We start from the raw sequence: 25,021 nt of genomic DNA on the forward strand, positions 1-25,021 counted from the left end.
TCTTGCTGAGGATTTAGTAGGAATTTACATTCGCGCGACTGCTCGCCCGAATCCATCATCCGTCGGCACGCCACACATCTTCTGGGGAACGCTGTGAAGAACTGGACTCTACGCCAACGCATCCTGGCCAGCTTTGCCGTCGTCATCGCGATCATGTTGCTGATGGTGGTGATTTCCTACACCCGTCTGCTTCGCGTGGAAGCCAGCACGAAGCGGGTCAGCGAAGATGCCATGCCCGGCACCTATGCCCTGACCACGGTGCGCTCGGCCTGGACCGACAGCATCCTGCTGACCCAGGTACTGGTTGGCCTGAGCGATGGCAAGTCGCTCGACGAGGCGCGCCGGCAGGAGTTCCGTGCCAACCATGACACCCTGATCGAGCGCGTTGCCCTCTATGAACGGACGGTCAGCGACAGTCGCGACAAGGAAATGCTCGCGCACTTCAAGCAGCAGATAAACGAGTATGACGCCCTGCTCGGACAGGTGCTGCAGCTCTACACCACGGACCGCGAGGGTGCCCGGCGTCTGCTGCTGGATCGCCTGGAGCCGATGTGGGAGGACGGCCGCAAAACGCTGAACCAGTTGATCTCGCTGAACAAGGAGATCGCCGATGCCGCCGCGGAGAACATCGTTACCGAGGTGACCACCGCCAAGGTGATCATGCTCATTTCCCTGCTGCTGGCGATTCTGGCCGCCGCGGTATGCGGGCTATTGCTGATGCGCGCCATCACCGAGCCGGTGCGCCAGGTGGTGAAAGGCCTGCAGGTCATGGGCGGCGGCGACTTCACCACGCGCCTGGCCATGGAGCGCAACGACGAATTCGCCGTGATCGAAACCGGCTTCAACGGCATGGCCGAGGAGCTCAAGGGCCTGGTATCCCAGGCGCAGCGCTCGGCCATCCAGGTGACCACCTCGGTGACCGAGATCGCCGCTACCTCCAAGCAGCAGCAGGCCACCGCCACCGAGACGGCCGCCACCACCACCGAGATCGGCGCCACCTCGCGGGAAATTGCCGCCACCTCCCGCGACCTGGTGCGCACCATGACCGAGGTGTCGTCGGCTGCCGAGCAGACTTCCACCTTGGCCGGCTCCGGCCAGCTCGGCCTGGCGCGCATGGAAGAGACCATGCACCACGTGATGGGCGCCGCCGAACTGGTCAACGCCAAACTGGCGATCCTCAATGAGCGCGCCGGCAACATCAACCAGGTGGTCACCACCATCGTCAAGGTGGCTGACCAGACCAACCTGCTGTCGCTCAACGCCGCCATCGAGGCGGAGAAAGCCGGCGAGTACGGCCGTGGCTTCGCCGTGGTCGCCACCGAAGTGCGCCGCCTGGCCGACCAGACCGCCGTGGCCACCTACGACATCGAGCAGATGGTCCGCGAGATCCAGTCCGCCGTGTCCGCTGGCGTGATGGGCATGGACAAGTTTTCCGAGGAGGTGCGTCGCGGCATTTCCGAAGTCGGCCAGGTCGGTGAGCAGCTCTCGCAGATCATCCAGCAGGTGCAGGCGCTGGCGCCGCGTGTGCAGATGGTCAACGAAGGCATGCAGGCCCAGGCCACCGGCGCCGAGCAGATCAACCAGGCGCTGGTGCAGCTCGGCGAGGCTACCGGGCAGACCGTGGAATCCCTGCGCCAGGCGAGCTTCGCCATCGACGAGCTGAACCTCGTGGCCAACGGACTGCGCAATGGCGTCTCCCGCTTCAAGGTCTGACGCCGCCGCGGCGGGCAGGCTGTACCTGCAATTCCGCCTGGGGGCGGACCGCTATGCGCTGGACGTCCATGACGTCATCGAGGTGCTGCCGGTGCCTGCGCTCAAGCGCGTGCCGGAAGCGCCGAACTGGATTGCCGGGCTGTTCCCGCACCGCGGCGAACTCTTGCCGGTGCTCGACCTGAGCCAGTTGGCCTTCGGCTACAGCGCGCCGCGTCGCACCAGCACGCGCCTGGTGCTGGTGCGTTACCGCGCCGCGGTCGATGGCCCGGAGCAGCGGCTCGGGCTGATCCTCGAACAGGCCACGCACACCCTGCGCCGTGATCCCGAGGCTTTCCGCGATTACCCACTGGACAACGGCAGCGCCCGCTATCTCGGCCCCGTGCTGGAGGATGAGCAGGGCTTGCTGCAGCGCGTCGGTGTCGACCAGTTGCTCAGCGACGAAGCCCGCGCGCGCCTGCTGCGTGACTCGGGAGGGGCGCCGGCATGACCGATCCGCGCTTCGCCCGATTGCTCAAGGAACGTATCGGCCTGGACGCCGAATCGGTGGGCGACGCCGTGATCGAGCGCGCCGTGCGCCAGCGCATCAACAAGGCCAGCAACGGCAACGCCGAGCACTATTGGATGCTCCTGCAGGGTTCTGCCGAGGAAGTGCAGGCACTGATCGAAGCGGTGATAGTCCCGGAGACCTGGTTCTTCCGCTACCCCGAATCCTTCGGCGCGCTCGCCGATCTCGCGTCCCGGCGCTTGCTGGAGCTGGCCGGCAGCCGCCCGCTGCGCGTGCTCAGCCTGCCCTGTTCGACTGGCGAGGAGCCGTACTCGATCGTCATGGCGCTGCTGGATGCGGGACTGGCGCCGTCTGCCTTCCAGGTCGACGCGCTGGATGTCAGCCGTGCGGTACTGGAGCGGGCGGAAGAGGGGCGTTATGGACGCAACTCCTTCCGCGGCTCCAACCTGGAGTTCCGCGACCGCCACTTCAGCGCCGATGGCAACGAATACCAGCTCGCCGAGGCGGTGCGCCGCAAAGTCCGCTTCCGCGTCGGCAACCTGCTGGCGCAGGGCCTGCTGGCCGGCGAAGCACCCTATGACTACGTGTTCTGCCGCAACCTGCTGATCTATTTCGACCGGCCGACCCAGGAGCAGGTGGTGGAAGTGCTGTGTCGCCTGACACGGCCGGATGGCGTGCTGTTCATCGGCCCGGCCGAAGCCAGCCTGATGTCGCGCATCGGCCTGCGCCCGCTGGGCGTCCCGCAATCCTTCGCCTTCCCGCTGGAAAGCGCCGAACCGACTCCCCGCGTGGCGCCGCTGAACTGGACCGCGCCGGCGCCGATTCCGCGTCCGGCTCCGCCCAAGCCCGCGCCGGTGCGCCCGCGCCTGGCCGCCAAGCCCGAGCCGCCGGTCACTGTGCCTGCCGGTAACGCGCTGGCGGAGATCGCTCGGCTGGCCAACTCCGGCCAGGCCGCCGAAGCGCGCCAGCGCTGCGAGGCGCTGCTGGCCGAGAAGGGCCCGGACGCCGAAGCTTTCTACTGGCTCGGCCTGCTGGCCGATGCCCAGGGCCAGGGCAGCGAGGCCCAGGCTTTCTACCGCAAGGCCCTGTACCTGCAACCCGACCACCAGGAAAGCCTGCAGCACCTGGCCGCGCTGCTTGCGGCCCAGGGCGACACGGCCGGCGCCCGCCGCCTGCAGGAGCGCGCCGCGCGAGGAGTGAAGCGCAATGGTTGAACGCGACTCTTCATCCATCGGCAGCTCGGTCTTCGACAGCGACCTGCCGACGGTGGACGACTGCTGGAACCGCATCGGCGTGCGCGGCGACCGCAGCTGCCCGAAGCTGGCCGAGCACATCCATTGCCGCAACTGCCCGGTGCATGCCGCCGCTGCCATCAGCCTGCTGGACCGCTACGCGCTGGGCAGCGAGGGAGCGCAGCTGGCGCCCGTCGAAACCACTGAGGCAGCCATCGAAGAGGGCCGACCGCACCTGATCTTCCGTCTCGGCGAGGAATGGCTGGGCCTGCCCACCCGCGCCCTGGCCGAGGTGGCACCGTCCTGCGTCGTGCACTCGCTGCCGCACCAGCGCTCGCCCGCGCTGCTGGGCGTGGCCAATGTGCGTGGCACCCTGGTGGCGTGCATTTCCCTCGGTGAACTGCTCGGCCTCGACAACCGTACGGCCACTCGTGACGATGCCCGCGTCGTGCCGCGCATGCTGATCCTGGCGGCCGTTGGCGGGCCGATCATCTCGCCGGTGGACGAGGTGGAAGGCATTCATGAGCTGGAGGAGAAGGCCATCGTCGAAGCCGCGTCTCAGGGCCACGCCGCCAATGACCGCTTCACCCGTGGTGTGATGCAGTGGCGCAACCGCAGCATCCGCCTGCTCGACCAGGAAGCCCTGCTCGATGCCGCCACCCGGAGCCTCGCATGACCCCGGACCAGATGAAGGACGCATCGATGCTGGAGCTGTTCCGCCTGGAGGCGGAGGCCCAGACGCAGGTGCTGGTGCAGGGCCTGATGGCGCTGGAGCGCAACCCGACCCAGGCCGACCAGCTCGAAGCCTGCATGCGCGCGGCGCACTCGCTCAAGGGCGCGGCGCGGATCGTCGGGCTGGATGCCGGCGTGCAGGTCGCCCATGTGATGGAAGACTGCCTGGTCGGCGCCCAGGAGGGCCGCCTGCTGCTGACCTCCGGGCATATCGACGCGCTGCTGGCCGGCACCGATATCCTCCTGCACATCGCCGACGCCCAGCCCGAGCGTGCGGAGCAGGCCCAGCAGGGCGTACCGGCCATGGTCGAGCGCCTGCAGGCGCTGCTTTCCGGAAAGACCCCGGCACCGCCTGCGCCTCCCGTTGCCATGCCGGTCGAGCCGGCCCCCGTCGCCATTGAGGCGGCTACTGAATCGCCCACGCCGCCTGCCGCGCCCGCCGAGCCGGCACCCCGTCGCCGCTCCAGCGACAGCGATGAAGCTGGCGAACGCGTGCTGCGGGTCACCGCCGAGCGCCTGAACCAACTGCTCGACTATTCCAGCAAGTCGCTGGTGGAGTCCCAGCGCCTCAAGCCGCTGCTCGATTCCCTGCAGCGCCTCAAGCGAATCCAGGCCAGTGCCAGCCGCGTCCTGGATGGCGCCCGCGACGCTGCCAGCACGGCCAACCTCGACGCCGAGGCGCAGGCCTACCTGGCCGACGCGCGCCGCCTGGTCGGCGAGTGCCAGCAACTGCTCAGCGAGCAGATCGCCGAGCTGGACGAGTTCAGCTTCAAGGCCGGCCAGCGCGCGCAGTCGCTCTACGACACCGCACTGTCCTGCCGCATGCGTCCCTTCTCCGACGTGCTGTCCGGGCAGGCGCGGATGGTCCGTGATCTCGGCCGCTCGTTGGGCAAGGCTGTGCGCCTGGACGTGCAGGGCGCAACGACCCAGGTCGACCGCGATGTGCTGGAAAAGCTCGAAGCGCCGCTCACTCACCTGCTGCGCAACGCCGTCGACCACGGCATCGAATCCGCCGAGGTGCGCGCCCGCGCCGGCAAGCTGGAACAGGGCGTCATCCAGCTGCTGGCCCGCCATCACGCCGGCATGCTGGTCCTGGAGCTGCAAGATGACGGCGGCGGTGTTGACCTCGACCGCCTGCGCGCGGCCATCGTCCGCCGCCAGCTGTCCACCGAGGAAACCGTGGCGCGCCTCACCGAGGACGAGCTGCTGAGCTTCCTGTTCCTGCCCGGCTTCAGCATGCGCGAGCAGGTCACCGAGGTGTCCGGTCGCGGCGTCGGCCTGGATGCCGTGCAGCACATGGTGCGCCAGCTGCGCGGCGGCATCCGCATGGAGCAGGTACGCGGGCAGGGCGCGCGTTTCCACCTGGAAGTGCCGCTGACGCTGTCCGTGGTGCGCAGCCTGGTCGTCACCATCGGCGGCGAGGCGTACGCCTTCCCGTTGGCGCACATCGAGCGCATGCGCCGGTTGGCGGCGGACGAGATCGTCCAGCTCGAAGGCCGCCAGCAGTTCTGGCATGAAGGACGGCATGTCGGCCTGGTCTCCGCCAGCCAGCTGTTGCAGCGCCCTGATGGCGAAGGCTCGCCGGACGAGATTCCGGTGGTGGTGATCCGCGATCGGGAAAGCGCCTACGGCGTGGCAGTGGAAAAGTTCATCGGCGAGCGCACCCTGGTGGTGGTGCCGCTGGACGCGCGGCTGGGCAAGGTGCAGGACGTTTCCGCCGGTGCGCTGCTGGATGACGGCACGCCAGTGTTGATCCTCGACGTCGAGGACATGCTGCGCTCGGTGGAGAAGCTCCTGGCTACCGGCCGGCTCGAACGCATCGATCCTGCCGGGCGCCTCGCCGGCCCGGCGCGCAAGCGCGTGCTGGTGGTGGACGACTCGCTCACCGTGCGCGAACTGGAACGCAAGCTGCTGCTGGGGCGGGGATATGACGTCGCTGTGGCGGTGGACGGCATGGACGGCTGGAACGCCCTGCGCTCTGAGCATTTCGATCTGGTCATCACCGACATCGACATGCCGCGCATGGACGGTATCGAGTTGGTGACCCTGATCCGCCGCGACACCCGCCTGCAATCGCTGCCGGTGATGGTGGTGTCCTACAAGGACCGCGAAGAAGACCGTCGACGCGGCCTGGATGCCGGCGCCGACTATTATCTGGCCAAGGCCAGCTTCCATGACGAGGCCCTGCTGGACGCGGTGGTCGACCTGATCGGAGGAGCCCACGGGTGAAGATAGGGATAGTCAACGACATGCCACTGGCAGTGGAGGCGATGCGCCGCGCGCTCGCTTTCGAGCCGGCGCATCGCATCGTCTGGGTCGCCGCCAACGGCGCCGAAGCGCTGGAGATGTGCGCGGCGCACAAGCCCGACGTGGTCCTCATGGACCTGCTGATGCCGGTGATGGATGGCGTCGAGGCCACGCGTCGGATCATGGCCCAGAGCCCCTGTGCGATCATCGTCGTCACGGTCGACCTGGAACAGAACATGAGCCGCGTGTTCGACGCCATGGGCAATGGCGCGGTGGACGCGGTGAATACCCCGAGCATGGGCGCCGGCGACCCCGCCGAGGCGGCTCGCCCGCTGCTGCGCAAGCTGCAGAACCTGGCCTGGCTCAATGCACCGCGCGACAGCCGCCCTGCCACCAGCACGGTGCCGGCGCGCAAGGGCGGTGGTGCTCGCAAGCTGGTCGCCATCGGCTCTTCGGCGGGCGGCCCGGCGGCACTGGCGGATCTGTTTGCGAAGCTGCCGGCGGATTTCCCGGCGGCCATCGTGGTCGTCCAGCACGTCGACGAGGTATTTGCCGCCGGCATGGCCGAGTGGCTCTCCACCCAGTCGACGATTCCCGTGCGCCTGGCGCGCAACGGCGAGCCGCCGCAGCCGGGCTGCGTGCTGCTGGCCGGCACCAATCACCATATCCGGCTGGTCAAGGGCGGCGAACTGGCCTACACCGCCGAACCCAGCGGCCACATCTACCGGCCATCCATCGATGTGTTTTTCGACAGCGTGGTGGAGTACTGGTCCGGCGATGCCGTCGGTGTGCTGCTGACCGGCATGGGCCGGGACGGCGCCGAGGGATTGAAGCGCATGCGCGAACGCGGTTTCTTGACGCTGGCCCAGGACCAGGCCAGCAGCGCCGTGTACGGTATGCCCAAGGCCGCGGCGGCGATCGGTGCCGCCGTGGAGATTCGCGCGCTGGGCGACATCGCCCGAAGACTCGCTGAAGTCTGCGCCTGAGTGCAGGCTACGGAGCCCCATCAGATGAACCCTTTGACGAGTGACTACCCCGTGAACATCCCAGGCGATTCCGCTGTGATGGTGCTGCTGGTGGACGATCAGCCGATGATCGGCGAAGCCGTGCGCCGCGCGCTGGCGGACGACCCCAGCATCGACTTCCACTTCTGCTCCGATCCGCACCAGGCCATTGCCCTGGCCATCCAGATCAAGCCCACGGTGATCCTCCAGGACCTGGTGATGCCCGGCGCCGACGGCCTCTCGCTGGTGCGCGAGTACCGTGCCAATCCGGCTACGCGTGACCTGCCGATCATCGTCCTGTCGACCAAGGAAGACCCGGCGGTGAAAAGCGCGGCGTTCACCGCCGGCGCCAACGACTACCTGGTCAAGCTGCCCGACGCCATCGAGCTGATCGCGCGGGTGCGCTACCACTCGCGCTCCTACCTCGCCCTGCTGCAGCGCGACGAGGCCTACCGGGCCCTGCGCGAGAGCCAGCAGCAGTTGCTGGAAACCAACCTGGTGCTGCAGCGGCTGATGAACTCCGACGGCCTCACCGGGCTGTCCAACCGCCGGCACTTCGACGAATACCTGGAAATGGAGTGGCGCCGCGGCCTGCGCGAGCAGACCCAGCTGTCGATCCTGTTGATGGATGTCGACCACTTCAAGGCCTACAACGACACCTTCGGCCACGTGCAGGGCGACGAGGCGCTGCGCCAGGTGGCCGGGGCGATCCGCGCCAGCGCCAGCCGCCCCTCGGACCTGCCCGCGCGCTACGGCGGCGAGGAGTTCGTCATGGTCCTCCCTAACACCTCGCCCGGCGGTGCACGCCTGCTGGCGGAAAAGCTGCGGCGCCTGGTGCAGGACCTGAATATCCGCCACGAACTGCCCACGCCGGGCTCGTCGCTGACCATCAGCATCGGTGTGGCGACGCTGATCCCCCAGGCCGGGCAGGCCTGCCGCCAGCTCATCGAACTGGCCGACCAGGCGCTCTACAACGCCAAGCACGGCGGCCGCAACCAGGTGGCCATCGCCGGCTGAACGGGCGGGGAGGGCGCGAAAACGGTGGGCGTGCTTTGTCGCAAAGCCTGAAAAGGTGGCGAAAAATCACGTATACTTGCCGGCTTTTCTACGCCCTTTACCCGTGAGAGATGCCCGCCATGGAAATCCAACCGATCCTCAACAGCATCAAGGACCTCACCGACCGCACCCAGTCGATTCGGGGGTATCTTTGACTACGATCTGAAACATGATCGTCTGATCGAAGTAAACCGCGAGCTGGAAGACCCGGCGGTCTGGAACAAGCCCGAATACGCCCAGAACCTGGGCCGCGAGCGCGCCATGCTGGCGCAGATCGTCGAGACCCTCGACGAGCTCACCGGCGGTCTGGCCGACTCCCGCGACCTGCTCGACATGGCGGTCGAGGAGAATGACGAAGGCGCCGTTGGCGACGTCGAAGCCGAAGTCCAGCGCCTGCGCGAAATCCTCGAGAAGCTCGAGTTCCGCCGCATGTTCAGCGGCGAGATGGACCCCAACAACGCCTACCTGGACATCCAGGCCGGCTCCGGCGGCACCGAAGCCCAGGACTGGGCCAACATGCTGCTGCGCATGTACCTGCGCTGGGCCGACAAGAACGGCTTCGATGCCGAGATCGTCGAGCTGTCCGAGGGCGAAGTCGCCGGCATCAAGGGCGCCACCGTGCATATCAAGGGCGAGTACGCCTTCGGCTGGCTGCGCACCGAGATCGGCGTGCACCGCCTGGTGCGCAAGAGCCCGTTCGACTCCGGCAACCGTCGCCACACCTCGTTCACCGCGGTGTTCGTCTCGCCGGAAATCGACGACAACATCGAGATCGAGATCAACCCGGCCGACCTGCGCATCGACACCTACCGCTCCTCCGGCGCGGGCGGTCAGCACGTGAACACCACCGACTCCGCGGTGCGTATCACCCACGTACCGACCAACACCGTGGTAGCGTGCCAGAACGAACGCTCCCAGCACGCCAACAAGGACACCGCCATGAAGATGCTGCGGGCCCGGTTGTACGAGCAGGAGATGCAGAAGCGCACCGCCGCCTCGCAGGCGCTGGAAGACACCAAGTCCGATATCGGCTGGGGCCACCAGATCCGTTCCTACGTGCTCGACCAGTCGCGCATCAAGGACCTGCGTACCGGCGTGGAACGCAGCGATTGCGACAAGGTGCTCGACGGCGACCTCAACGAGTATCTCGAGGCCAGCCTCAAACAAGGGCTCTGACGCAGAGCTCTACTGTAGGAGCGAGCTTGCTCGCGAACCCGTCCAAGAGCTTCGCGAGCAAGCTCGCTCCTACACGTATCCCCCAATTTGATTTAGACGCCAGGCAGATAGACGACCATGAGCGACCAACAACTCGACCAGACCGAACTGCAACAGGAAGAAAACAAGCTGATCGCCCAGCGCAAGGAAAAGCTTGCCGCCGTGCGTGAGGCCAAGGCCATTGCCTTCCCCAACGACTTCCGCCGCGCCGACTACTTCGCGGACCTGCAGAAACAGTACGCCGACAAGACCAAGGAAGAGCTGGAAGCTGCAGCCATCCCGGTCAAGGTCGCCGGTCGCATCATGCTCAACCGTGGTTCGTTCATCGTCCTGCAGGACAGCAGCGGCCGCCTTCAGGCCTACGTGAACCGCAAGACCCTGCCGGAAGAAACCCTGGCCGAGATCAAGACCTGGGACCTGGGCGACATCATCGGCGCCGAAGGCACCCTGGCCCGTTCCGGCAAGGGCGACCTCTACGTCGAGATGACCAGCGTGCGCCTGCTGACCAAGTCCCTGCGCCCGCTGCCGGACAAGCACCACGGCCTGACCGACACCGAGCAGCGCTACCGCCAGCGCTACGTCGACCTGATCGTCAACGAGGAAACCCGCCACACCTTCCGCGTGCGTTCGCAGGTCATCGCCCACATCCGTCGCTTCCTCTCCGATCGCGGCTTCCTCGAAGTGGAAACCCCGATGCTGCAGACCATCCCTGGCGGCGCGGCGGCCAAGCCCTTCGAAACCCACCACAACGCGCTGGACATGGCCATGTTCCTGCGTATCGCCCCGGAGCTGTACCTCAAGCGCCTGGTGGTCGGTGGCTTCGAGAAAGTCTTCGAGATCAACCGCAACTTCCGTAACGAAGGCGTTTCGACCCGGCACAACCCCGAGTTCACCATGCTCGAGTTCTACCAGGCCTACGCCGACTACGAAGACAACATGGACCTGACCGAAGAGCTGTTCCGCGAGCTGGCCCAGGCCGTGCTCGGCAGCACCGACGTGCCCTACGGCGACAAGGTCTTCCACTTCGGCGAGCCGTTCGCCCGCCTGTCCGTGTTCGATGCCATCCTCAAGTACAACCCGGAACTGACCGCGGCTGACCTGACCGACCTCGAGAAGGCCCGCGCCATCGCCAAGAAGGCCGGCGCCAAGGTCCTCGGCCACGAAGGCCTGGGCAAGCTGCAGGTGATGATTTTCGAAGAGCTGGTCGAGCACAAGCTGGAGCAGCCGCACTTCATCACCCAGTATCCGTTCGAAGTCTCCCCGCTGGCGCGCCGCAACGACAACGACCCGAGCGTCACCGATCGCTTCGAACTGTTCATCGGTGGCCGCGAGATCGCCAACGCCTACTCCGAGCTCAACGACGCCGAAGATCAGGCCGAGCGCTTCATGCTGCAGGTGAAGGAGAAGGACGCCGGTGACGACGAGGCGATGCACTACGACGCCGACTTCGTCAACGCGCTGGAATACGGCATGCCGCCCACCGCCGGCGAAGGTATCGGTATCGACCGCCTGGTGATGCTGCTGACCAACTCGCCGTCGATCCGCGACGTCATCCTGTTCCCGCACATGCGCCCGCAGGCGTAAGCGCAGGAACTGGAAAGAAAGGCCGCCCTCGGGCGGCCTTTTTCGTTTCCGTTGTTATTCGCAGGAGCGAGCCTGCTCGCGAACCGTTGCGTGGCGGTGCTGCCGGGCAGCCCGTTCGCGAGCCAGCTCGCTCCTGCAGATGCCAGGGATTCTGGCGGTATACCATCCGACGAAATGCAGGTCATTCCCGTGGCTCGTGCGCTATGTGGCACGTCATACACCCAGGCCTGACTCCCTGCCGCCTGCTCTGCCTCGCGGCCTGCTTCGTGCGCCGGTGTCGCAGCCACATGGCGGCGATTGTTTTCCCACAGAAAAGCTCGAACAATGCGCCATCAGGCCGCGCCGTCGGAGGTAATGCCCGTGACCCCAGTGTCCCCGCGAGACAGTGCCGCGCAAGTCGCCAGCGCCATCGCCGAAAGTGTCAAATACCAGGGCCGCAAGGCCAGCCGCCAAGGCAGCGAGCAGCGCCGCCAGGCGATCCTCGACGCCGCGCTGCGGATCATCGTGCGCGATGGCGTCCGCGCCGTACGCCACCGTGCCGTGGCCGCCGAGGCCGGCGTGCCGCTGTCCGCCACCACCTACTACTTCAAGGACATCCAGGACCTCATCACCGATACCTTCGCGCTCTTCGTCGAACGCAGCGCCGAAGCCCTGTCGACCTTCTGGGGCAGCGTCGAGGGTGACCTCCAGGCCATGGCCGCCGGTCTCGCCCAGGACGACCCGCAGGCGCGCCGCGAACTGACCGCGAATATCGTCGAGCTGGCGATCCAGTACGTGATGGTCCAGCTCAACGAGCGCCGCGAGCATCTGCTGGCCGAACAGGCCTTCCGCCAGGAGGCGCTGCTCAACCCCAGCCTCAGCGATCTGGCACAGCGCCACCGACGGATTCTGTCCCTGGGCGTGGTGCATTTCTTCGAAGTGCTCGGTTCAAAGCAGCCCGAGCAGGATGCCCGGGTGTTGACGGCCATCATCCTGCAGATGGAGTATCAGGGCCTGCTGGACGGCGCCGACCATCTGCAGATCGAGGAAATGCGTGCCATCCTTAGCCGCTACCTCGACCTGGTGATGGGTTTGTAGCGCCAACTGCTGCATTCCAACCCCGCCGGCCGGCGGGGTTTTCGTGTCGGAACTCCGGACGCCTGCGCGTATCGCATGAGAAGGCATCCGGACCTAAGGAGGGCGTGATGAAAGTCTGGCGTGCACTGCTGCTGTTGAGCATCTGCCTGCTCAGTGGCTGTCTGGTGACGTTCAAGGACCCGATTCCGGCCAACGAGCCCGCGCCGGCTCACCTGCTGGGCCAGTGGTCGCGTGTGGACGAGTACGGCGAGGAGCAGTTCCTCGAGGTCACCCGCTCCGGCTCCAACCTCTACCGTGCGCTCAGCTACGTCGACAGCAAGGACAACACCGACAGTGTCGAGGACTTCGGCTTCACCGTCGCCCATCACGGCAGTCGCTGGTACCTCTCGGCCGGGTTGCCGAAGAGCATGGGCGGCAACTTCGCCCTGGCCGGCTTCGAGATCACCGACAAGGACGAACTGGTGATCTATAACCTGGATGTCGACCATATCCTGCAGGACATGAAGGAAGGCGCGCTCAAGGGCGAGAAGGTCGACACCGAGCAGGGTGCTGGTGCGCTGGTGAGCAGCCCGCTCGCCGACGTCATCGCCTACCTGAATGATCCGGCCAATTCCGACGTGTTCGTCGAAGCGCTGCGCTTCTCGCGCGTGACCCCGGGAGAAAAGCAATGACCCCACGGCGCAAGAAGTCCACGCCCAACGAGTACCAGCAGATCATCCGCAGCCTGTCCGATCGGATCGTCGAGGCGCAGACACCGATCCGCGTACTCGATGCCATCAAGTGGGATGACAGCATCCGCGACGACTTCCTCAAGGGCCGCGGCAAGCACGCGCCCAAGGTCGACCGCAGCTACTACGACAGTCGCCCACTGTCCTTCGACAGCAGCGCGAAGAAGCAGGAATTCCAGAACATCGAGCGCGACATCACCCGCCACCTGGGGCAGTTCAACCCGGTCGGGCAGATCATGCGGCGCATGTGCAAGGAATACCGCATGGTCATCCGCATGCTCGAAGCACGCGGCACCCAGGACTTCGGGCTGATTTCCCAGGAACTCTACGGCTCTGCCTCCGATGCTTTTCATGCCGGCGATCCGACCCTGGCGGACCTCGGCCTGATGCTCTCGGACTACCTGAACAACATCGCCGACCGAGGCGACCTCAAGGACGAACCCAAGACCCTTACCGCCAGCGACGCGGTGCGGATGTTGCAGGAGCGCCTCAACAAGGTGTTCGACGGCAAAGAGGACACCATCCGCGTCTTCGAGTCCGACGGCATCGTCGCTGACGCGGCGGCCGGCGCCGATTACATCAAGGTGCGTGCCGACGCCATGTTCAACGAGCGCGACGTGCGCGCGCTGGAAGTCCACGAAGGCCTGGTGCACGTCGGCACCACGCTCAATGGCCTCAACCAGCCGATCTGCACCTTCCTCGCCAAGGGCCCGCCGTCGTCCACCGTGACCCAGGAAGGCCTGGCGATCCTGATGGAAGTGATCGCCTTCGCCTCCTACCCGACGCGCCTGCGCAAGCTCACCAACCGCACCCGCGCCATCCACATGGCGGAGGAGGGCGCGGACTTCCTGGAAGTGTTCAACTTCTACCGCGAGCAGAACTACAGCGCGGAAAGCAGCTACCAGAACGCCAGCCGGGTGTTCCGCGGTTCGACGCCGTCGGGCCTGCCGTTCACCAAGGACCTGTCGTACCTCAAGGGTTTCATCCTGATCTACAACTACATCCAGCTCGCCGTGCGCAAGGGCAAGCTGGAGCAGATCCCGCTGCTGTTCTGCGGCAAGGCCACCCTGGAAGACATGCGTACCCTGCGCCAACTGGTGGACGAGGGCCTGGTGGTACCGCCCAAGTACCTGCCGCCGCAGTTCCGCGACCTCAACGCACTGTCGGCGTGGATGTGCTTCTCGAACTTCCTCAACCACCTCAGCCTCGACCGCATCGAGGCGGACTACGCCAATATCCTCTGAGTCGCTTTGCCAATCAGCGGTGAGAGAACTTGTCGGTATCCAGGCGCAAGGAGCGCATTGCAATGGAGCATTCGGTATTCGACAGGCAGGCGAACTTCGAGGATCGCCCGATCGGCGCAGCCGCCTACAACCTGATCATCGGGCTGACCCTCTGCTGGGGATTCCTGGTGAACTGGTGGATGGTGGGAAACGTCCCGGTCGAGTGGATTCGCGGCCTCAATCCCTGGATCTTCTACATTGGTTATTTTGCCTGCTGTCTGGCCGGCGCCTACCTGTTCAGCTCGTCCAGCAACCCGGTGGTGAGCTTCCTGGGCTACAACCTCGTGGTGGTTCCGTTCGGCCTGATCGTCAATCTGGTCGTCGCCCGGTACGACCCGCAACTTGTGCTGCAAGCAATACGCGTCACAGGTCTGGTTACGGTCGGGATGATGTGTGCCGGAAGCCTGTTCCCGGCATTCTTCCAGCGAATCGGTTCGACACTGCTCATCGCCTTGCTACTGGTGATCGTGGTTGAGTTGGTGGAAGTCTTCGTTTTCGGAGTGCACCACGGCATCCTCGATTGGATCGTCGCCGTGATCTTCTGCGGATACATCGGTTACGACTGGGCTCGTGCGAATCAGATTCCCAAGACGCTCGATAACGCTATCGACAGTGCAGCGGCGCTCTACATGGACATCATCAACCTGTTCCTGCGGGTGCTGCGGATACTCGGGCGTAAATAACCGCCGCGCGGCGCCCCGCATGGTGATTGGCTGCCGCTACACAAGGACACCTGCTGCATGACTCGATTGCTGAAAGCCTGCCTGCTACTGACAAGCACTCTCCTTTTGACCGCCTGCAGCTCCTTGCTGTTCTACCCCAGCGACGACGTCGCCATCACCCCCGCGCGGGCCAAACTGGAGTTCCGCGACGTCACGTTCACCACTGCCGATGGCGTGAAGCTCGCCGGCTGGTGGTTGCCGGCGAAAGCGGGTGTGCCGGTCAAGGGAACCGTGCTGCACCTGCACGGCAATGGCGGCAACATGGCCTGGCACCTGGGCGGCGCGTACTGGCTGCCGGAGCAGGGCTACCAGGTGCTGATGCTGGATTACCGCGGTTACGGCAAGTCCGAGGGCGAGCCGAGCCTGCCGGCAATCTACCAGGACATCGACGCCGCCTTCGCCTGGCTGGACAAGGCACCGGAGGTGCAGGGCAAACCGGTGATCCTGCTGGGCCAGAGCCTGGGCGGCGCCATGGCGGTGCATTACCTGGGCATGCACCCTGAGCGGCAGAAGAAGTTGAATGCCGTGGTGCTCGATGGCGTGCCGGCCAGTTACCGCGATGTGGCGCAATACACCCTGAGCACCAGTTGGCTGACCTGGCCGCTGCAGGTGCCGCTGTCCTGGCTGGTGCCCGACGGTGACAGCGCGATCCGCTCCATGCCGCGACTTTCTGGCGCACCCGTGCTGTTCTTCCACAGCATCGACGATACCATTGTGCCCCTGGACAACGGCCTGACCCTCTACAAGGCCGCGCCGCCGCCCAAGGTCTTCCAGCTGACACGCGGCAATCACGTGGAAACCTTCGGGGAGCCGGTGTGGCGCGAAGTGATGCTGCGCTTCCTTGACGATCCGCAGCACTTCACCGGCCTGCGCCGGTTGGCCGAAGTCCCGAACTCTCCCTCTCCGGCGAAGCCACAGGAATCGCAGGCGGACCCGAAACAACAAGGCACCCCATGAACGACCGCAATCCGATCTCCTACATCCTCACTGTCATCGCCACCATCTTCGTCTCGGTTGGCACGCTCTGGTATTACGGCTACCTGCACTTCGCCAAGCCCGAGGACGCGCTGGAACTGACCCAGTTCACCATGCTCAAGAGCATTCCCGGCCAGGACAGCACCAAGCTCTCCCTGGACCCGGCCGACCAGCAGGCGCAGTGCATCGATGGCGTGCTGGTGATGTTCGACATGACCCAGAAGGGCCTGACCGGTGTGCTGGTCGATGGCCGCAAGCGCGCCGTGCGCTGCATGGGTGAAGAGACCCCGCAAGAGGTCAAATGACGACGGGCCCGCCGTCGCAGAGGCAGGGAGCAAGCATCATGAGCCACCCCGAAATCCGCGTCTGGCAGGGCGACATCACCCGACTCGACGTCGATGCCATCGTCAATGCCGCCAACAGTTCGCTGCTGGGCGGTGGAGGTGTCGACGGCGCCATTCACCGTGCGGCCGGCCCGGAGCTGGTCCACGCGTGCCGCCCGCTGGGTGGCTGCAAGACTGGCCAGGCGAAGATCACTCCTGGCTTCCGCCTGCCGGCGCGCTTCGTCATCCACACTGTCGGACCCGTCTGGCGCGGTGGTGAGCACGGCGAGCCCGGGCTGCTCGCCCAGTGCTACCGCAACAGCCTGCAATTGGCCGAAGACAACGGCCTCGCCAGCATCGCCTTTCCCGCCATCAGTACTGGTATATACGGTTATCCCGCCGAAGCCGCGGCGAAGGTCGCCGTGGACGAACTGCGTCGTCTGCTCGGTGAAGGAAGTTCGCTGAAAGAGTTGGTGCTGGTGCCTTTCTCGGCCGAGATGGCCGAGCTGTACCGGCGCCTGCTGGGCTGAACGCTGGCCTGAATAAACGCCCATGGTCGCGGGCGTGGCCCGCTCCAACAGGAAACGCAGGTCGTAGGATGGGTGGCGCGGAGCGATACCCATGCTGCAGGTGCAGTGATCGATGGGTATCGCTTCGCTCCACGCCATCCTACAAGAGCGCTGTATCCCGAAGGATCAATAAGTACCGCTCACCGCCGAGCGCGGTTGCACCGGGTTGGCGTCATTGGAAATGGTGACCTCGACGCGACGGTTCATGGCGCGGCCGGCCGGGGTCGCGTTGCTCGACACCGGATACTCCTTGCCGTAACCGCGGGATACGACGCGATCGGGCGTGACTCCCTGGCTCAGCAGGGCCAGGCGAATAGCGTCGGCGCGGCGCTCGGAAAGCCCCTGGTTGTAGGAGGACGAGCCGCTGCTGTCGGTGTAGCCCTCGACGATGACCTTGCGTTCCGGATTCTGCTGCAGGTAGCCGGCGAGGTTCTGCACATTGCTCATGGCGCCGGACTTCAGCTCGGCGCGGTCGAGATCGAACAGCACGTCGCCGAAGGACACCATGGTTCCGCGCGAGGTCTGCTTGGCGTTCAGCTCGCCCTTGAGCTTGTTCAGCTGTGCGGTACGGGCATCCAGACGGGCCTGGGCGCGCTGGGCCGAGGTGTTCTTCATCTGGTCCTCGGCGTTGCGCAGGGCCACCGTCTGGTTGGCCAGCTCAATGCGCTGCTGGGTCAGGTAGGCCATCTGGTCGACGTCCTTCTGGTCGGCGCCGTCGCGGTAGGCCTTGTCGGTCTTGGCCAGCCAGTCACCGGCGTCCTTGGTTTCCAGCGCGGCCTGCTGGGTGGCCTGGGGTTCAGCCTGCAGCGCCTGGAAGTCGCTGCGGGCTTTCTCCAGGTTGGCGTTGGGCGGCGTCGAGCACGCGGCCAGGGCCAGGGCGAGAGTCGAGATGGCGGGCAGTACGATGAGCTTGTTCATGTCGGAATTCCTTATATGACCGGACGTAGGGGCGGGATCACTGGGCCTGCTGCAGGCCTTCCTGACGCAGCTCCATCACGCCCTGCTGGGCGTCCTTGACGTTGTTCTGCGCCTTCACGGCCTGCGACTTGCGCTCTGCCACGCGAGCGTCCCATTCGGCCTGCTGTGCCAGGCGCTTGGCCTGGTCGTATTCCTTGTCGTTCAGGGCAATGCGCGCCTGGGCGAGTTTGTCCTGGGCATTCTTGGTTTCGACCGGGGCGAATTCCGGTCCACCGGAGCTGACGGCGGCGTTCACCGCCGATTCGGTGACGGCCATCTGTTCGCTGGGCGGGTTGCCGGCGCAGCCAGCCAGCAGCACGGCGCTGCCAAGGGCGAGCAGGCTGAGGCGCAGGGAGGCGCAGGTGGAGGCGGTCGGGACGGTTCGAGCGCTCTGAGATTTCAGTTCCATTGGGTGAATCCTCTGACGTTTGGTAAGGGGTTCCCTCGGCGATTCGAGTGCCGGTGGATGCCTGCCACGCTGGTCTGCGGCTTCGTGGGCATCTGATTAGGGGACTAAGGGTTTTGTCAGGGGGTTCAAAAAAAATGCCCGCCGTATTGGCGGGCATTGGTGACGATCCACTGGGATCAGCCGCGATGACGCAGCAATCTCAGACCGTTGAACACCACCAGCAGGCTGGCACCCATGTCGGCGAAGACCGCCATCCACAGGGTCCCTTCGCCGGCCAGGGTGAGGGCGAGGAACACCGCCTTGATGCCCAGCGCGAGGGTGATGTTCTGTATCAGCACGCGATGGGTCTGGCGCGACAGGCGTATGAAGGACGGCAGCTTGCGCAGGTCATCGTCCATCAGCGCGACGCCGGCTGTTTCGATGGCGGTATCGGTGCCCGCCGCGCCCATGGCAAAACCGATGTCGGCGCGGGCCAGGGCGGGAGCGTCGTTGATGCCGTCGCCGACCATGCCGACGCGCTGGCCACCTTCCTGGCGCTGCTTTACCTCGCGCAGCTTGTCCTCGGGCAGCAGGTTGCCCAGTGCTTCGTCGATGCCCACCTGGGCGCCGATGGCGTTGGCGGTGTGCGGGTTGTCGCCGGTCAGCATCAGCGTCTTCACGCCCAGCGCGTGCAACTGGGCGATGGCTTCGCGGCTGGTCTCCTTGACGCCGTCGGCCACGGCGAACAGTGCCAGCGGGCCCTCGCTATCGAGCAGCACGATGACCGTCTTGCCCTGTTGTTCCAGGGCGTCGAGGCGCGCCTCCAGTTCCTGCGAGCACAGCTCCAGCTCCTCCACCAGGCGGTGGTTGCCCAGGTGGTAGGTTCGCCCGTCTATCTCGCCTTTCACGCCGCGGCCGGGCAGGGCAGTCAGCTCGCCGACGCTGTACAGCGCAATGTCGTCTGCCTCGGCGGCCTGTGCCACGGCGTGCGAGACCGGGTGATCCGAACGCGCCGCAAGGCTGGCGGCCAGCGCGCGAACGTCGCCGGCGGTGGTTTCCCGCAGGGCGGTGAAATCGGTCTGGCGCGGGCGACCTTCGGTGAGCGTGCCGGTCTTGTCGAGGGCGATCCAGCTCAACGAACGACCCATTTCCAGGAACACCCCGCCCTTGATCAGGATACCCAGGCGAGCCGCCGCTGACAGGCCGCTGACGATGGTCACCGGAGTAGAGATGACCAGGGCGCACGGGCAGGCGATCACCAGCAGCACCAACGCGCGGTAGACCCAGTCGAGCCAGGCGCCGCCAAAGAACAGCGGCGGCAGCAGCGCAGTGGCGATGGCGATGAGGAACACCGCCGGGGTGTAGATGCGCGAGAACTGGTCGACGAAGCGCTGGGTCGGCGCACGCGAGCCCTGGGCTTCTTCCACCGCATGGATGATGCGTGCCAGGGTGCTGTCGTCGGCCACGCGGGTGACGCGGTATTCCAGCGCGCTTTCACCGTTGATGGTGCCGGCGAACAGGGTGTCGCCGGCCTGTTTTTCCACCGGCAGGCTTTCACCGGTGATGGGCGCCTGGTTGACGCTGGAGCGGCCGTCGAGCACCTCGCCGTCCAGGGCGATGCGCTCGCCCGGGCGCACCCGCACGCGGGCATCGAGCGTCACGGTCTTGGCCGGCAGCTCCTGCCACTGGCCGTCGACCAGCACCGTGGCCTGCTCCGGGGCGAGTTGCAGGAGGCCGCGAATGGCGTTGCGCGCGCGGTCCAGCGATTTGGCCTCGATCAGCTCGGCGATGGCGAACAGCACGGCGACCATGGCCGCTTCCGGCCACTGGCCGATCAGCATGGCGCCGGTCACGGCGATGCTCATCAGGGCATTGATGTTGAGGTTGCGGTTCTTCAGGGCGATCCAGCCCTTGCGGTAGGTCGGCAGGCCGGCGCCAAGGATCGCCGCGATGGCCAGCACCGCCACCAGCCAGTGCGGGCCGATGGCGAACCACTCGAAGAACTCCGCACCCGCCGCCGCGACACCGGCCAGCGCCAGCGGCCACCAGGGTTTCTGCTGGGCGGGTTGTGCGGGCGCAGGAGCGTTTTCGTCCACGGGCTCGGCCTGCATGCCGAGGGAGGCCACCAGCTTCTGCAGCGGCTCGATGCTATCGAAGCGGTGCTGCACGCGCAGCAGGCGCTGCATCAGGTTGAAGTCGAGGTCCTCCACCGCCGGCACGCGGCCCAGTGCGTCGCGCAGCAGGCGTTCCTCGGTGGGGCAGTCCATGGCCTCGATGCGCAGGCTGGTCCAGCGCAGCTCGCCGGCCGCAGCCCCTGCCACGGCGCTTGCCGCTTGCGCGGGATCGATACGCTCATGCTGATGATCGTGATCGTGATCGTGATCGTGATCGTGATCGTGATCGTGATCGTGATCATGGGCATGGTCGTGAGCGTGCGGGGCAGGTTCGGCGGCCGGAGCGCGCAGTAGCGCGCCTTTGTCGCAGCCGCAGCAGCCGGCGGCTTCCTGTTCGCGGTGCTGATCCTGGATTGGGGCGGGACCGTGGATGATCGGGCCCTGGCGATTGGCAGTCATGTCGTCCGTTCCTGTTTGACGAGTTGCTGCTGATTGCACACCCTGTAGCAACTACAGAGTCAAGCACCTGCTGGCGAGGAGTCGAAAATGAAGATCGGTGAACTGGCGAAACTGACCGGCTGCCCAGTGGAAACCATCCGCTACTACGAGCGCGAAGGCCTGCTGCCCGCGCCGTCGCGCAGCGAGGGCAACTACCGCCAGTACGACGCCAGCCACGTCGAGCGGCTGTCGTTCATCCGCCATTGCCGTTCGCTGGACATGACCCAGGAGGAAATCCGCATCCTCCTTGGCCTGCGCGACCGCCCCGAGTCCGACTGCGGTACCGCCAATCGGCTGATCGACGAGCACCTGCACCACGTCGAGGTGCGCATCGCCGAACTGCAGTCGCTCAGCCAGCAATTGCGCGACCTGCGCGCGCAGTGCCAGGGCGAGGGCAGCAGCGTGGATTGCGGCATCTTGCGCGAGCTGGAACAGCCGGCGGAGCCTTCGGTGATTCCCGATGCGTGCGCCGAGGCGGGGCATTTGCATGTGCCAGGCGTGCATGGCCGGCATTGATCGTATTGTCGGGCTCGAGAATTCGTAGGGCGGATAACGCGTCAGCGTTATCCGCCATTGAGCGCCGGCTGGCGCATAACCTGTCCCAGGGCATGGGTCCTACTGGGCCAATTTGTTGATCTGAGGCCATGCGTAGGAACGGACAGTTGGCACCGCTTTTATGTAGGAGCGAGGGGGACGCCTAGTTCTTGCTCGCGAAACCGCCCAGCGCTGGAGCTGCCGGCAGGCCTGTTCGCGAGCAAGCTCGCTCCAACAAATAGAATCCAGCACCCCGGAAAACTCCAGGGCGCTGGGTTTCAGGAGTGCTCCGCCTCCGTCAGCTCATGCAGGTACTTGCGCGACAGCGCCAGGAAGCGCGGCGTCGGGCCGGTGTCCTCGTAGATCGGGTCGCCCTGTTCGTCCTGGGCCACCACCTTGTTTCCCTGCACGTAGGGGAAGCTTGCCTCCAGCTCCTCCAGCGCCGCGCTGACCAGTTCCCCCAGCAGCTCCTCGTCGCTGCGCTTGGGGTACATGTCGTGCAGCGCGGCCAGACGCGCGGCGGTCTCGACGTCCAGCGGAATGCTGTACTGGTGGTTGGTCATGCGCCCCCTGGCGTTCTGTTCCCAATGGCGTACCAGCTCGCGGATCTTCATATTCACCTCTAGGGTCGTTACGTGGCGGTCGGCCCTCGTGAGGCCGCCGCAGGTTTTCCCGACGATGGGGATAACTTTCAGCCTAGACGTTGTCCGAGCATGACTGCGGGCGTTCGTCGAGCGCTTGTCAGCCGCCACACCTGGCGGCACTGTGAAACTCTCAGCGTGGCCCTTTCCAATGGGCGCTCTCACTCCAAGGAGACCGCGATGCCGGATATCGATGCGCGCCTGCGCGAGGACGTTCACCTGCTTGGCGAACTGCTCGGGCAGACCATCCGCGCCCAGTACGGGCAGGGCTTCCTCGACAAGATCGAGCTGATCCGCACCGGCGCCAAGGCCGCGCGGCGTGGCTCGGCGGAAGGCGCCAAGCAGCTCACCGCGACCCTCGACGACTTGGGCGAGGACGAACTGCTGCCGGTGGCGCGCGCCTTCAACCAGTTCCTCAACCTGGCCAATATCGCCGAGCAGTACCACCGCATTCGTCGCCGAACGCCGAAGGAGCCGGAGCCCTTCGAGAACCGCGTGCTGACAGAATTGCTGGGGCGCCTGCGCAAGTCCGGCCTGGGTGCCGAAGGCCTGGCGCGGCAGGTGGCGGAGCTGGAGATCGAACTGGTGCTCACCGCGCACCCCACCGAAGTGGCGCGCCGCACGCTGATCCAGAAGTACGACGCCATCGCCGGCCAACTGGCCGCTGGTGACCACAGCGACCTGTTGCCCGAAGAGCGCCAGGCGGTGCAGGAAAAACTCCAGCGCCTGATCGCCGAGGCCTGGCACACCGACGAAATCCGCCGCACCCGGCCGACCCCGGTGGACGAGGCGAAATGGGGCTTCGCGGTGATCGAACACTCCCTCTGGCACGCGCTGCCGGACTTCCTCCGGCATGTCGATCGCACCCTGCAGGAAACCCTCGGTGAACGGCTGCCGCTGGAGTCCGCGCCGATCCGCTTCGCCTCCTGGATGGGCGGCGACCGCGACGGCAACCCCAATGTCACCGCCGCTATCACCCGCGAGGTCCTGCTGCTGGCGCGCTGGATGGCCGCCGATCTCTACCTGCGCGACGTGGATAGCCTGGCTGCTGATCTATCCATGCAGCAGGCCAGCGAAGAACTGCGCGCCGACGTGGGTGAGCTTGCCGAGCCCTACCGTGCGTTGCTCAAGCAACTGCGCGAACGTCTGCGTGCCACCCGTGCGTGGGCCGAGCGGGCTATCCATACCGGCGAAGAGCCCGGCAGCGAGGTGCTGCAAGACAACCGAGAGCTGCTCGAACCACTGCAACTCTGCCACCGCTCGCTGCACGATTGCGGCATGGGCGTAATCGCCGATGGCGCCTTGCTCGATACCCTGCGCCGCGCCGCCACCTTCGGCCTGTTCCTGGCCCGGCTGGACGTGCGCCAGGATTCCACCCGCCACGCCAGGGCGATGAGCGAGATCACCGACTACCTCGGGCTGGGCAACTACGCCGAGTGGGACGAAAGCGTGCGCCAGGAATTCCTCCTGGAAGAGCTCGCCAGCCGTCGCCCGCTGCTGCCGGCGAACTACGAACCTTGCCCCGAGACCGCCGAAGTACTCGCCACCTGCCGCGTGGTGGCGCAGGCGCCGGCAGCGTCGCTGGGCTCCTACGTCATCTCCATGGCCGGCCAGCCGTCCGACGTGCTCGCCGTGCAATTGCTGCTCAAGGAATGCGGCCTGGAGCGGCCGATGCGCGTCGTGCCGCTGTTCGAGACGCTGGATGACCTCGACAACGCCGGCCCCTGCATCGACCGCCTGCTCAGCCTCGACAGCTACCGCACCCGCCTGGCCGGGCCGCAGGAAGTGATGATCGGCTACTCCGACTCGGCCAAGGATGCCGGTACTCTGGCGGCGGCCTGGGCGCAGTACCGCGCGCAGGAGGCGCTGGTGGACATCTGCCGCAACCATGGTATCGAACTGCTGCTGTTCCATGGCCGTGGCGGCACCGTCGGCCGTGGCGGCGGCCCGGCCCACGCGGCGATCCTCTCGCAGCCGCCGGGCTCGGTGGCCGGGCGCTTCCGCACCACCGAGCAGGGCGAGATGATTCGCTTCAAGTTCGGCCTGCCGGATATCGCCGAGCAGAACCTCAACCTTTATCTCGCCGCGGTGCTGGAAGCCACCCTGCAGCCGCCGCCGGTGCCAGAGCCGGCCTGGCGCGAGGAGATGGATCGCCTGGCCGCCGATGGCGTGCTCGCTTACCGCGCGGTGGTGCGGGAGAACCCGCAGTTCGTCGACTACTTCCGCGAGGCCACGCCGGAGCAGGAGCTGGGCCGCCTGCCGCTGGGCAGCCGCCCGGCCAAACGACGCGAGGGCGGGGTGGAAAGCCTGCGGGCGATTCCCTGGATCTTCGCCTGGACCCAGACGCGCCTGATGCTGCCGGCCTGGCTGGGTTGGGAAGACGCGTTGTTCAAGGCCATCGAGCGTGGCGAGGGCGCGCTGTTGTCCCGTATGCGCAAGGAGTGGCCGTTCTTCACCACCCGCATCGACATGCTGGAGATGGTGCTGGCCAAGGCCGACCGGGAAATTGCCCAACTCTACGACGAGCGCCTGGTGCAATCGGAACTGCGACCATTAGGTGCGCATTTGCGCGACCTATTGTCGCAGTCGGTGCGCGTGGTGCTGGGCCTGACCGGGCAGTCCCAACTGCTCGCTCACGCCGCCGAGACGCGCGAATCCATTGGTGTGCGCAATACCTACCTGGACCCGCTGCACCTGCTCCAGGCCGAGCTGCTGGCCCGCTCGCGACGCTGCACCGGCGATGCCTGCGGCGGTCTGGAGCAGGCCATGCTGGTCACGGTCGCGGGGATAGCCGCGGGGCTGCGCAATACCGGTTGAGGGCACATCACCCCCCACCAAAGGTGGATTGCCGAGCCGGCAAATGAGATTAATTTGATGGCTGTTCCAGGTGCCATCAAGCGCCCGGGACCGGCTCGCGCAGTCCC

General features: G+C 66.1%; 22 protein-coding genes. 18 read left to right on the forward strand and 4 right to left on the reverse strand.

The annotated features are described in order from the left end of the window. Positions 1-93: 93 nt before the first annotated feature. The 16 genes from A6723_RS05770 (at position 94) to A6723_RS05850 (ending at position 16,926) form a co-directional block, all read left to right on the forward strand. Positions 94-1,713, forward strand: coding sequence for a methyl-accepting chemotaxis protein (locus A6723_RS05770; protein ID WP_054908266.1), 1,620 nt, complete (start codon positions 94-96; stop codon positions 1,711-1,713). Then, entirely contained in the window at positions 1,688-2,200 is a 513-nt protein-coding gene (locus A6723_RS05775) for a chemotaxis protein CheW (protein WP_054908267.1), read from the forward strand. Before A6723_RS05770 ends, A6723_RS05775 begins: the two co-directional genes overlap by 26 nt. Then, the gene (locus tag A6723_RS05780) at positions 2,197-3,432 is read left to right on the forward strand and encodes a protein-glutamate O-methyltransferase CheR (RefSeq protein WP_054908268.1); all 1,236 of its coding nucleotides are present in this window, start codon (positions 2,197-2,199) and stop codon (positions 3,430-3,432) included. The genes A6723_RS05775 and A6723_RS05780 overlap by 4 nt, the downstream gene beginning before the upstream one ends. Beyond that, the gene (locus tag A6723_RS05785) at positions 3,425-4,126 is read left to right on the forward strand and encodes a chemotaxis protein CheW (RefSeq protein WP_054908269.1); all 702 of its coding nucleotides are present in this window, start codon (positions 3,425-3,427) and stop codon (positions 4,124-4,126) included. Before A6723_RS05780 ends, A6723_RS05785 begins: the two co-directional genes overlap by 8 nt. Next, the gene (locus A6723_RS05790; protein WP_054908270.1) at positions 4,123-6,411 is read left to right on the forward strand and encodes a hybrid sensor histidine kinase/response regulator; all 2,289 of its coding nucleotides are present in this window, start codon (positions 4,123-4,125) and stop codon (positions 6,409-6,411) included. Before A6723_RS05785 ends, A6723_RS05790 begins: the two co-directional genes overlap by 4 nt. Further along, positions 6,408-7,415, forward strand: coding sequence for a chemotaxis response regulator protein-glutamate methylesterase (locus A6723_RS05795; RefSeq protein WP_054908271.1), 1,008 nt, complete (start codon positions 6,408-6,410; stop codon positions 7,413-7,415). The genes A6723_RS05790 and A6723_RS05795 overlap by 4 nt, the downstream gene beginning before the upstream one ends. A gap of 24 nt (positions 7,416-7,439) precedes the next feature. Beyond that, on the forward strand, positions 7,440-8,450 hold the full coding sequence (locus A6723_RS05800; protein WP_054908272.1) for a PleD family two-component system response regulator: 1,011 nt from the start codon (positions 7,440-7,442) through the stop codon (positions 8,448-8,450). 119 nt (positions 8,451-8,569) lie between these two features. After that, positions 8,570-9,665, forward strand: a protein-coding gene (gene prfB / locus A6723_RS05810; protein WP_139092908.1) for a peptide chain release factor 2 whose coding sequence is annotated in 2 segments (ribosomal slippage) — positions 8,570-8,641 and positions 8,643-9,665 — 1,095 coding nt in all. Because the reading frame shifts where the segments join, the coding sequence is not laid out codon by codon here. 117 nt (positions 9,666-9,782) lie between these two features. Beyond that, the gene (lysS, locus tag A6723_RS05815; protein ID WP_054908273.1) at positions 9,783-11,288 is read left to right on the forward strand and encodes a lysine--tRNA ligase; all 1,506 of its coding nucleotides are present in this window, start codon (positions 9,783-9,785) and stop codon (positions 11,286-11,288) included. Positions 11,289-11,648: 360 nt separating this feature from the next. Next, positions 11,649-12,365, forward strand: a complete 717-nt coding sequence (locus A6723_RS05820; protein ID WP_139092909.1) for a TetR/AcrR family transcriptional regulator — start codon at positions 11,649-11,651, stop codon at positions 12,363-12,365. A gap of 107 nt (positions 12,366-12,472) precedes the next feature. Beyond that, positions 12,473-13,036: a hypothetical protein gene (locus tag A6723_RS05825; protein WP_054908274.1), complete on the forward strand. Its 564-nt coding sequence runs from the start codon at positions 12,473-12,475 to the stop codon at positions 13,034-13,036. After that, positions 13,033-14,337 carry a flavohemoglobin expression-modulating QEGLA motif protein gene (locus A6723_RS05830; protein ID WP_054908275.1) on the forward strand — a complete coding sequence of 435 codons (1,305 nt, stop codon included), beginning with the start codon at positions 13,033-13,035 and terminating at the stop codon, positions 14,335-14,337. The genes A6723_RS05825 and A6723_RS05830 overlap by 4 nt, the downstream gene beginning before the upstream one ends. A 62-nt stretch (positions 14,338-14,399) precedes the next feature. Further along, positions 14,400-15,059 carry a Bax inhibitor-1 family protein gene (locus A6723_RS05835; protein ID WP_054908276.1) on the forward strand — a complete coding sequence of 220 codons (660 nt, stop codon included), beginning with the start codon at positions 14,400-14,402 and terminating at the stop codon, positions 15,057-15,059. Positions 15,060-15,116: 57 nt separating this feature from the next. Then, positions 15,117-16,055: an alpha/beta hydrolase gene (locus tag A6723_RS05840; RefSeq protein WP_054908277.1), complete on the forward strand. Its 939-nt coding sequence runs from the start codon at positions 15,117-15,119 to the stop codon at positions 16,053-16,055. Continuing rightward, complete coding sequence (locus tag A6723_RS05845; protein ID WP_054908278.1) at positions 16,052-16,378, forward strand: hypothetical protein; 327 nt, start codon at positions 16,052-16,054, stop codon at positions 16,376-16,378. The genes A6723_RS05840 and A6723_RS05845 overlap by 4 nt, the downstream gene beginning before the upstream one ends. 38 nt (positions 16,379-16,416) lie before the next feature. Then, positions 16,417-16,926, forward strand: coding sequence for an O-acetyl-ADP-ribose deacetylase (locus A6723_RS05850; protein WP_054908279.1), 510 nt, complete (start codon positions 16,417-16,419; stop codon positions 16,924-16,926). Positions 16,927-17,091: 165 nt separating this feature from the next. Here A6723_RS05850 and A6723_RS05855 read toward each other — a convergent pair whose 3' ends face one another. The 3 genes from A6723_RS05855 to A6723_RS05865 all read right to left on the reverse strand — a co-directional run bounded on the left by A6723_RS05855 (position 17,092) and on the right by A6723_RS05865 (position 20,883). Then, positions 17,092-17,883: an OmpA family protein gene (locus A6723_RS05855; RefSeq protein WP_054908280.1), complete on the reverse strand. Its 792-nt coding sequence runs from the start codon at positions 17,881-17,883 to the stop codon at positions 17,092-17,094. A 37-nt stretch (positions 17,884-17,920) separates the two neighbouring features. Beyond that, positions 17,921-18,331, reverse strand: coding sequence for a DUF4398 domain-containing protein (locus tag A6723_RS05860; RefSeq protein ID WP_054908281.1), 411 nt, complete (start codon positions 18,329-18,331; stop codon positions 17,921-17,923). A gap of 176 nt (positions 18,332-18,507) precedes the next feature. Then, entirely contained in the window at positions 18,508-20,883 is a 2,376-nt protein-coding gene (locus tag A6723_RS05865; protein ID WP_256546890.1) for a heavy metal translocating P-type ATPase, read from the reverse strand. An 87-nt stretch (positions 20,884-20,970) separates the two neighbouring features. On the opposite strand from A6723_RS05865, the gene cadR reads away from it, so the two are divergent. Then, positions 20,971-21,438 (forward strand): Cd(II)/Pb(II)-responsive transcriptional regulator, encoded by a 468-nt coding sequence (cadR, locus tag A6723_RS05870; RefSeq protein WP_024765664.1) that lies wholly within the window; start codon positions 20,971-20,973, stop codon positions 21,436-21,438. Between the two features lie 296 nt (positions 21,439-21,734). Here cadR and A6723_RS05875 read toward each other — a convergent pair whose 3' ends face one another. Continuing rightward, the gene (locus A6723_RS05875; RefSeq protein WP_054908282.1) at positions 21,735-22,070 is read right to left on the reverse strand and encodes a hypothetical protein; all 336 of its coding nucleotides are present in this window, start codon (positions 22,068-22,070) and stop codon (positions 21,735-21,737) included. Positions 22,071-22,277: 207 nt separating this feature from the next. Between A6723_RS05875 and ppc the strand changes: the two genes are divergently transcribed. Continuing rightward, positions 22,278-24,914: a phosphoenolpyruvate carboxylase gene (gene ppc / locus A6723_RS05880; protein ID WP_054908283.1), complete on the forward strand. Its 2,637-nt coding sequence runs from the start codon at positions 22,278-22,280 to the stop codon at positions 24,912-24,914. Positions 24,915-25,021 lie beyond the last annotated feature (107 nt).

The organism is Pseudomonas sp. AU11447, from assembly GCF_001672555.2.
Lineage (GTDB): Bacteria > Pseudomonadota > Gammaproteobacteria > Pseudomonadales > Pseudomonadaceae > Pseudomonas > Pseudomonas nitroreducens.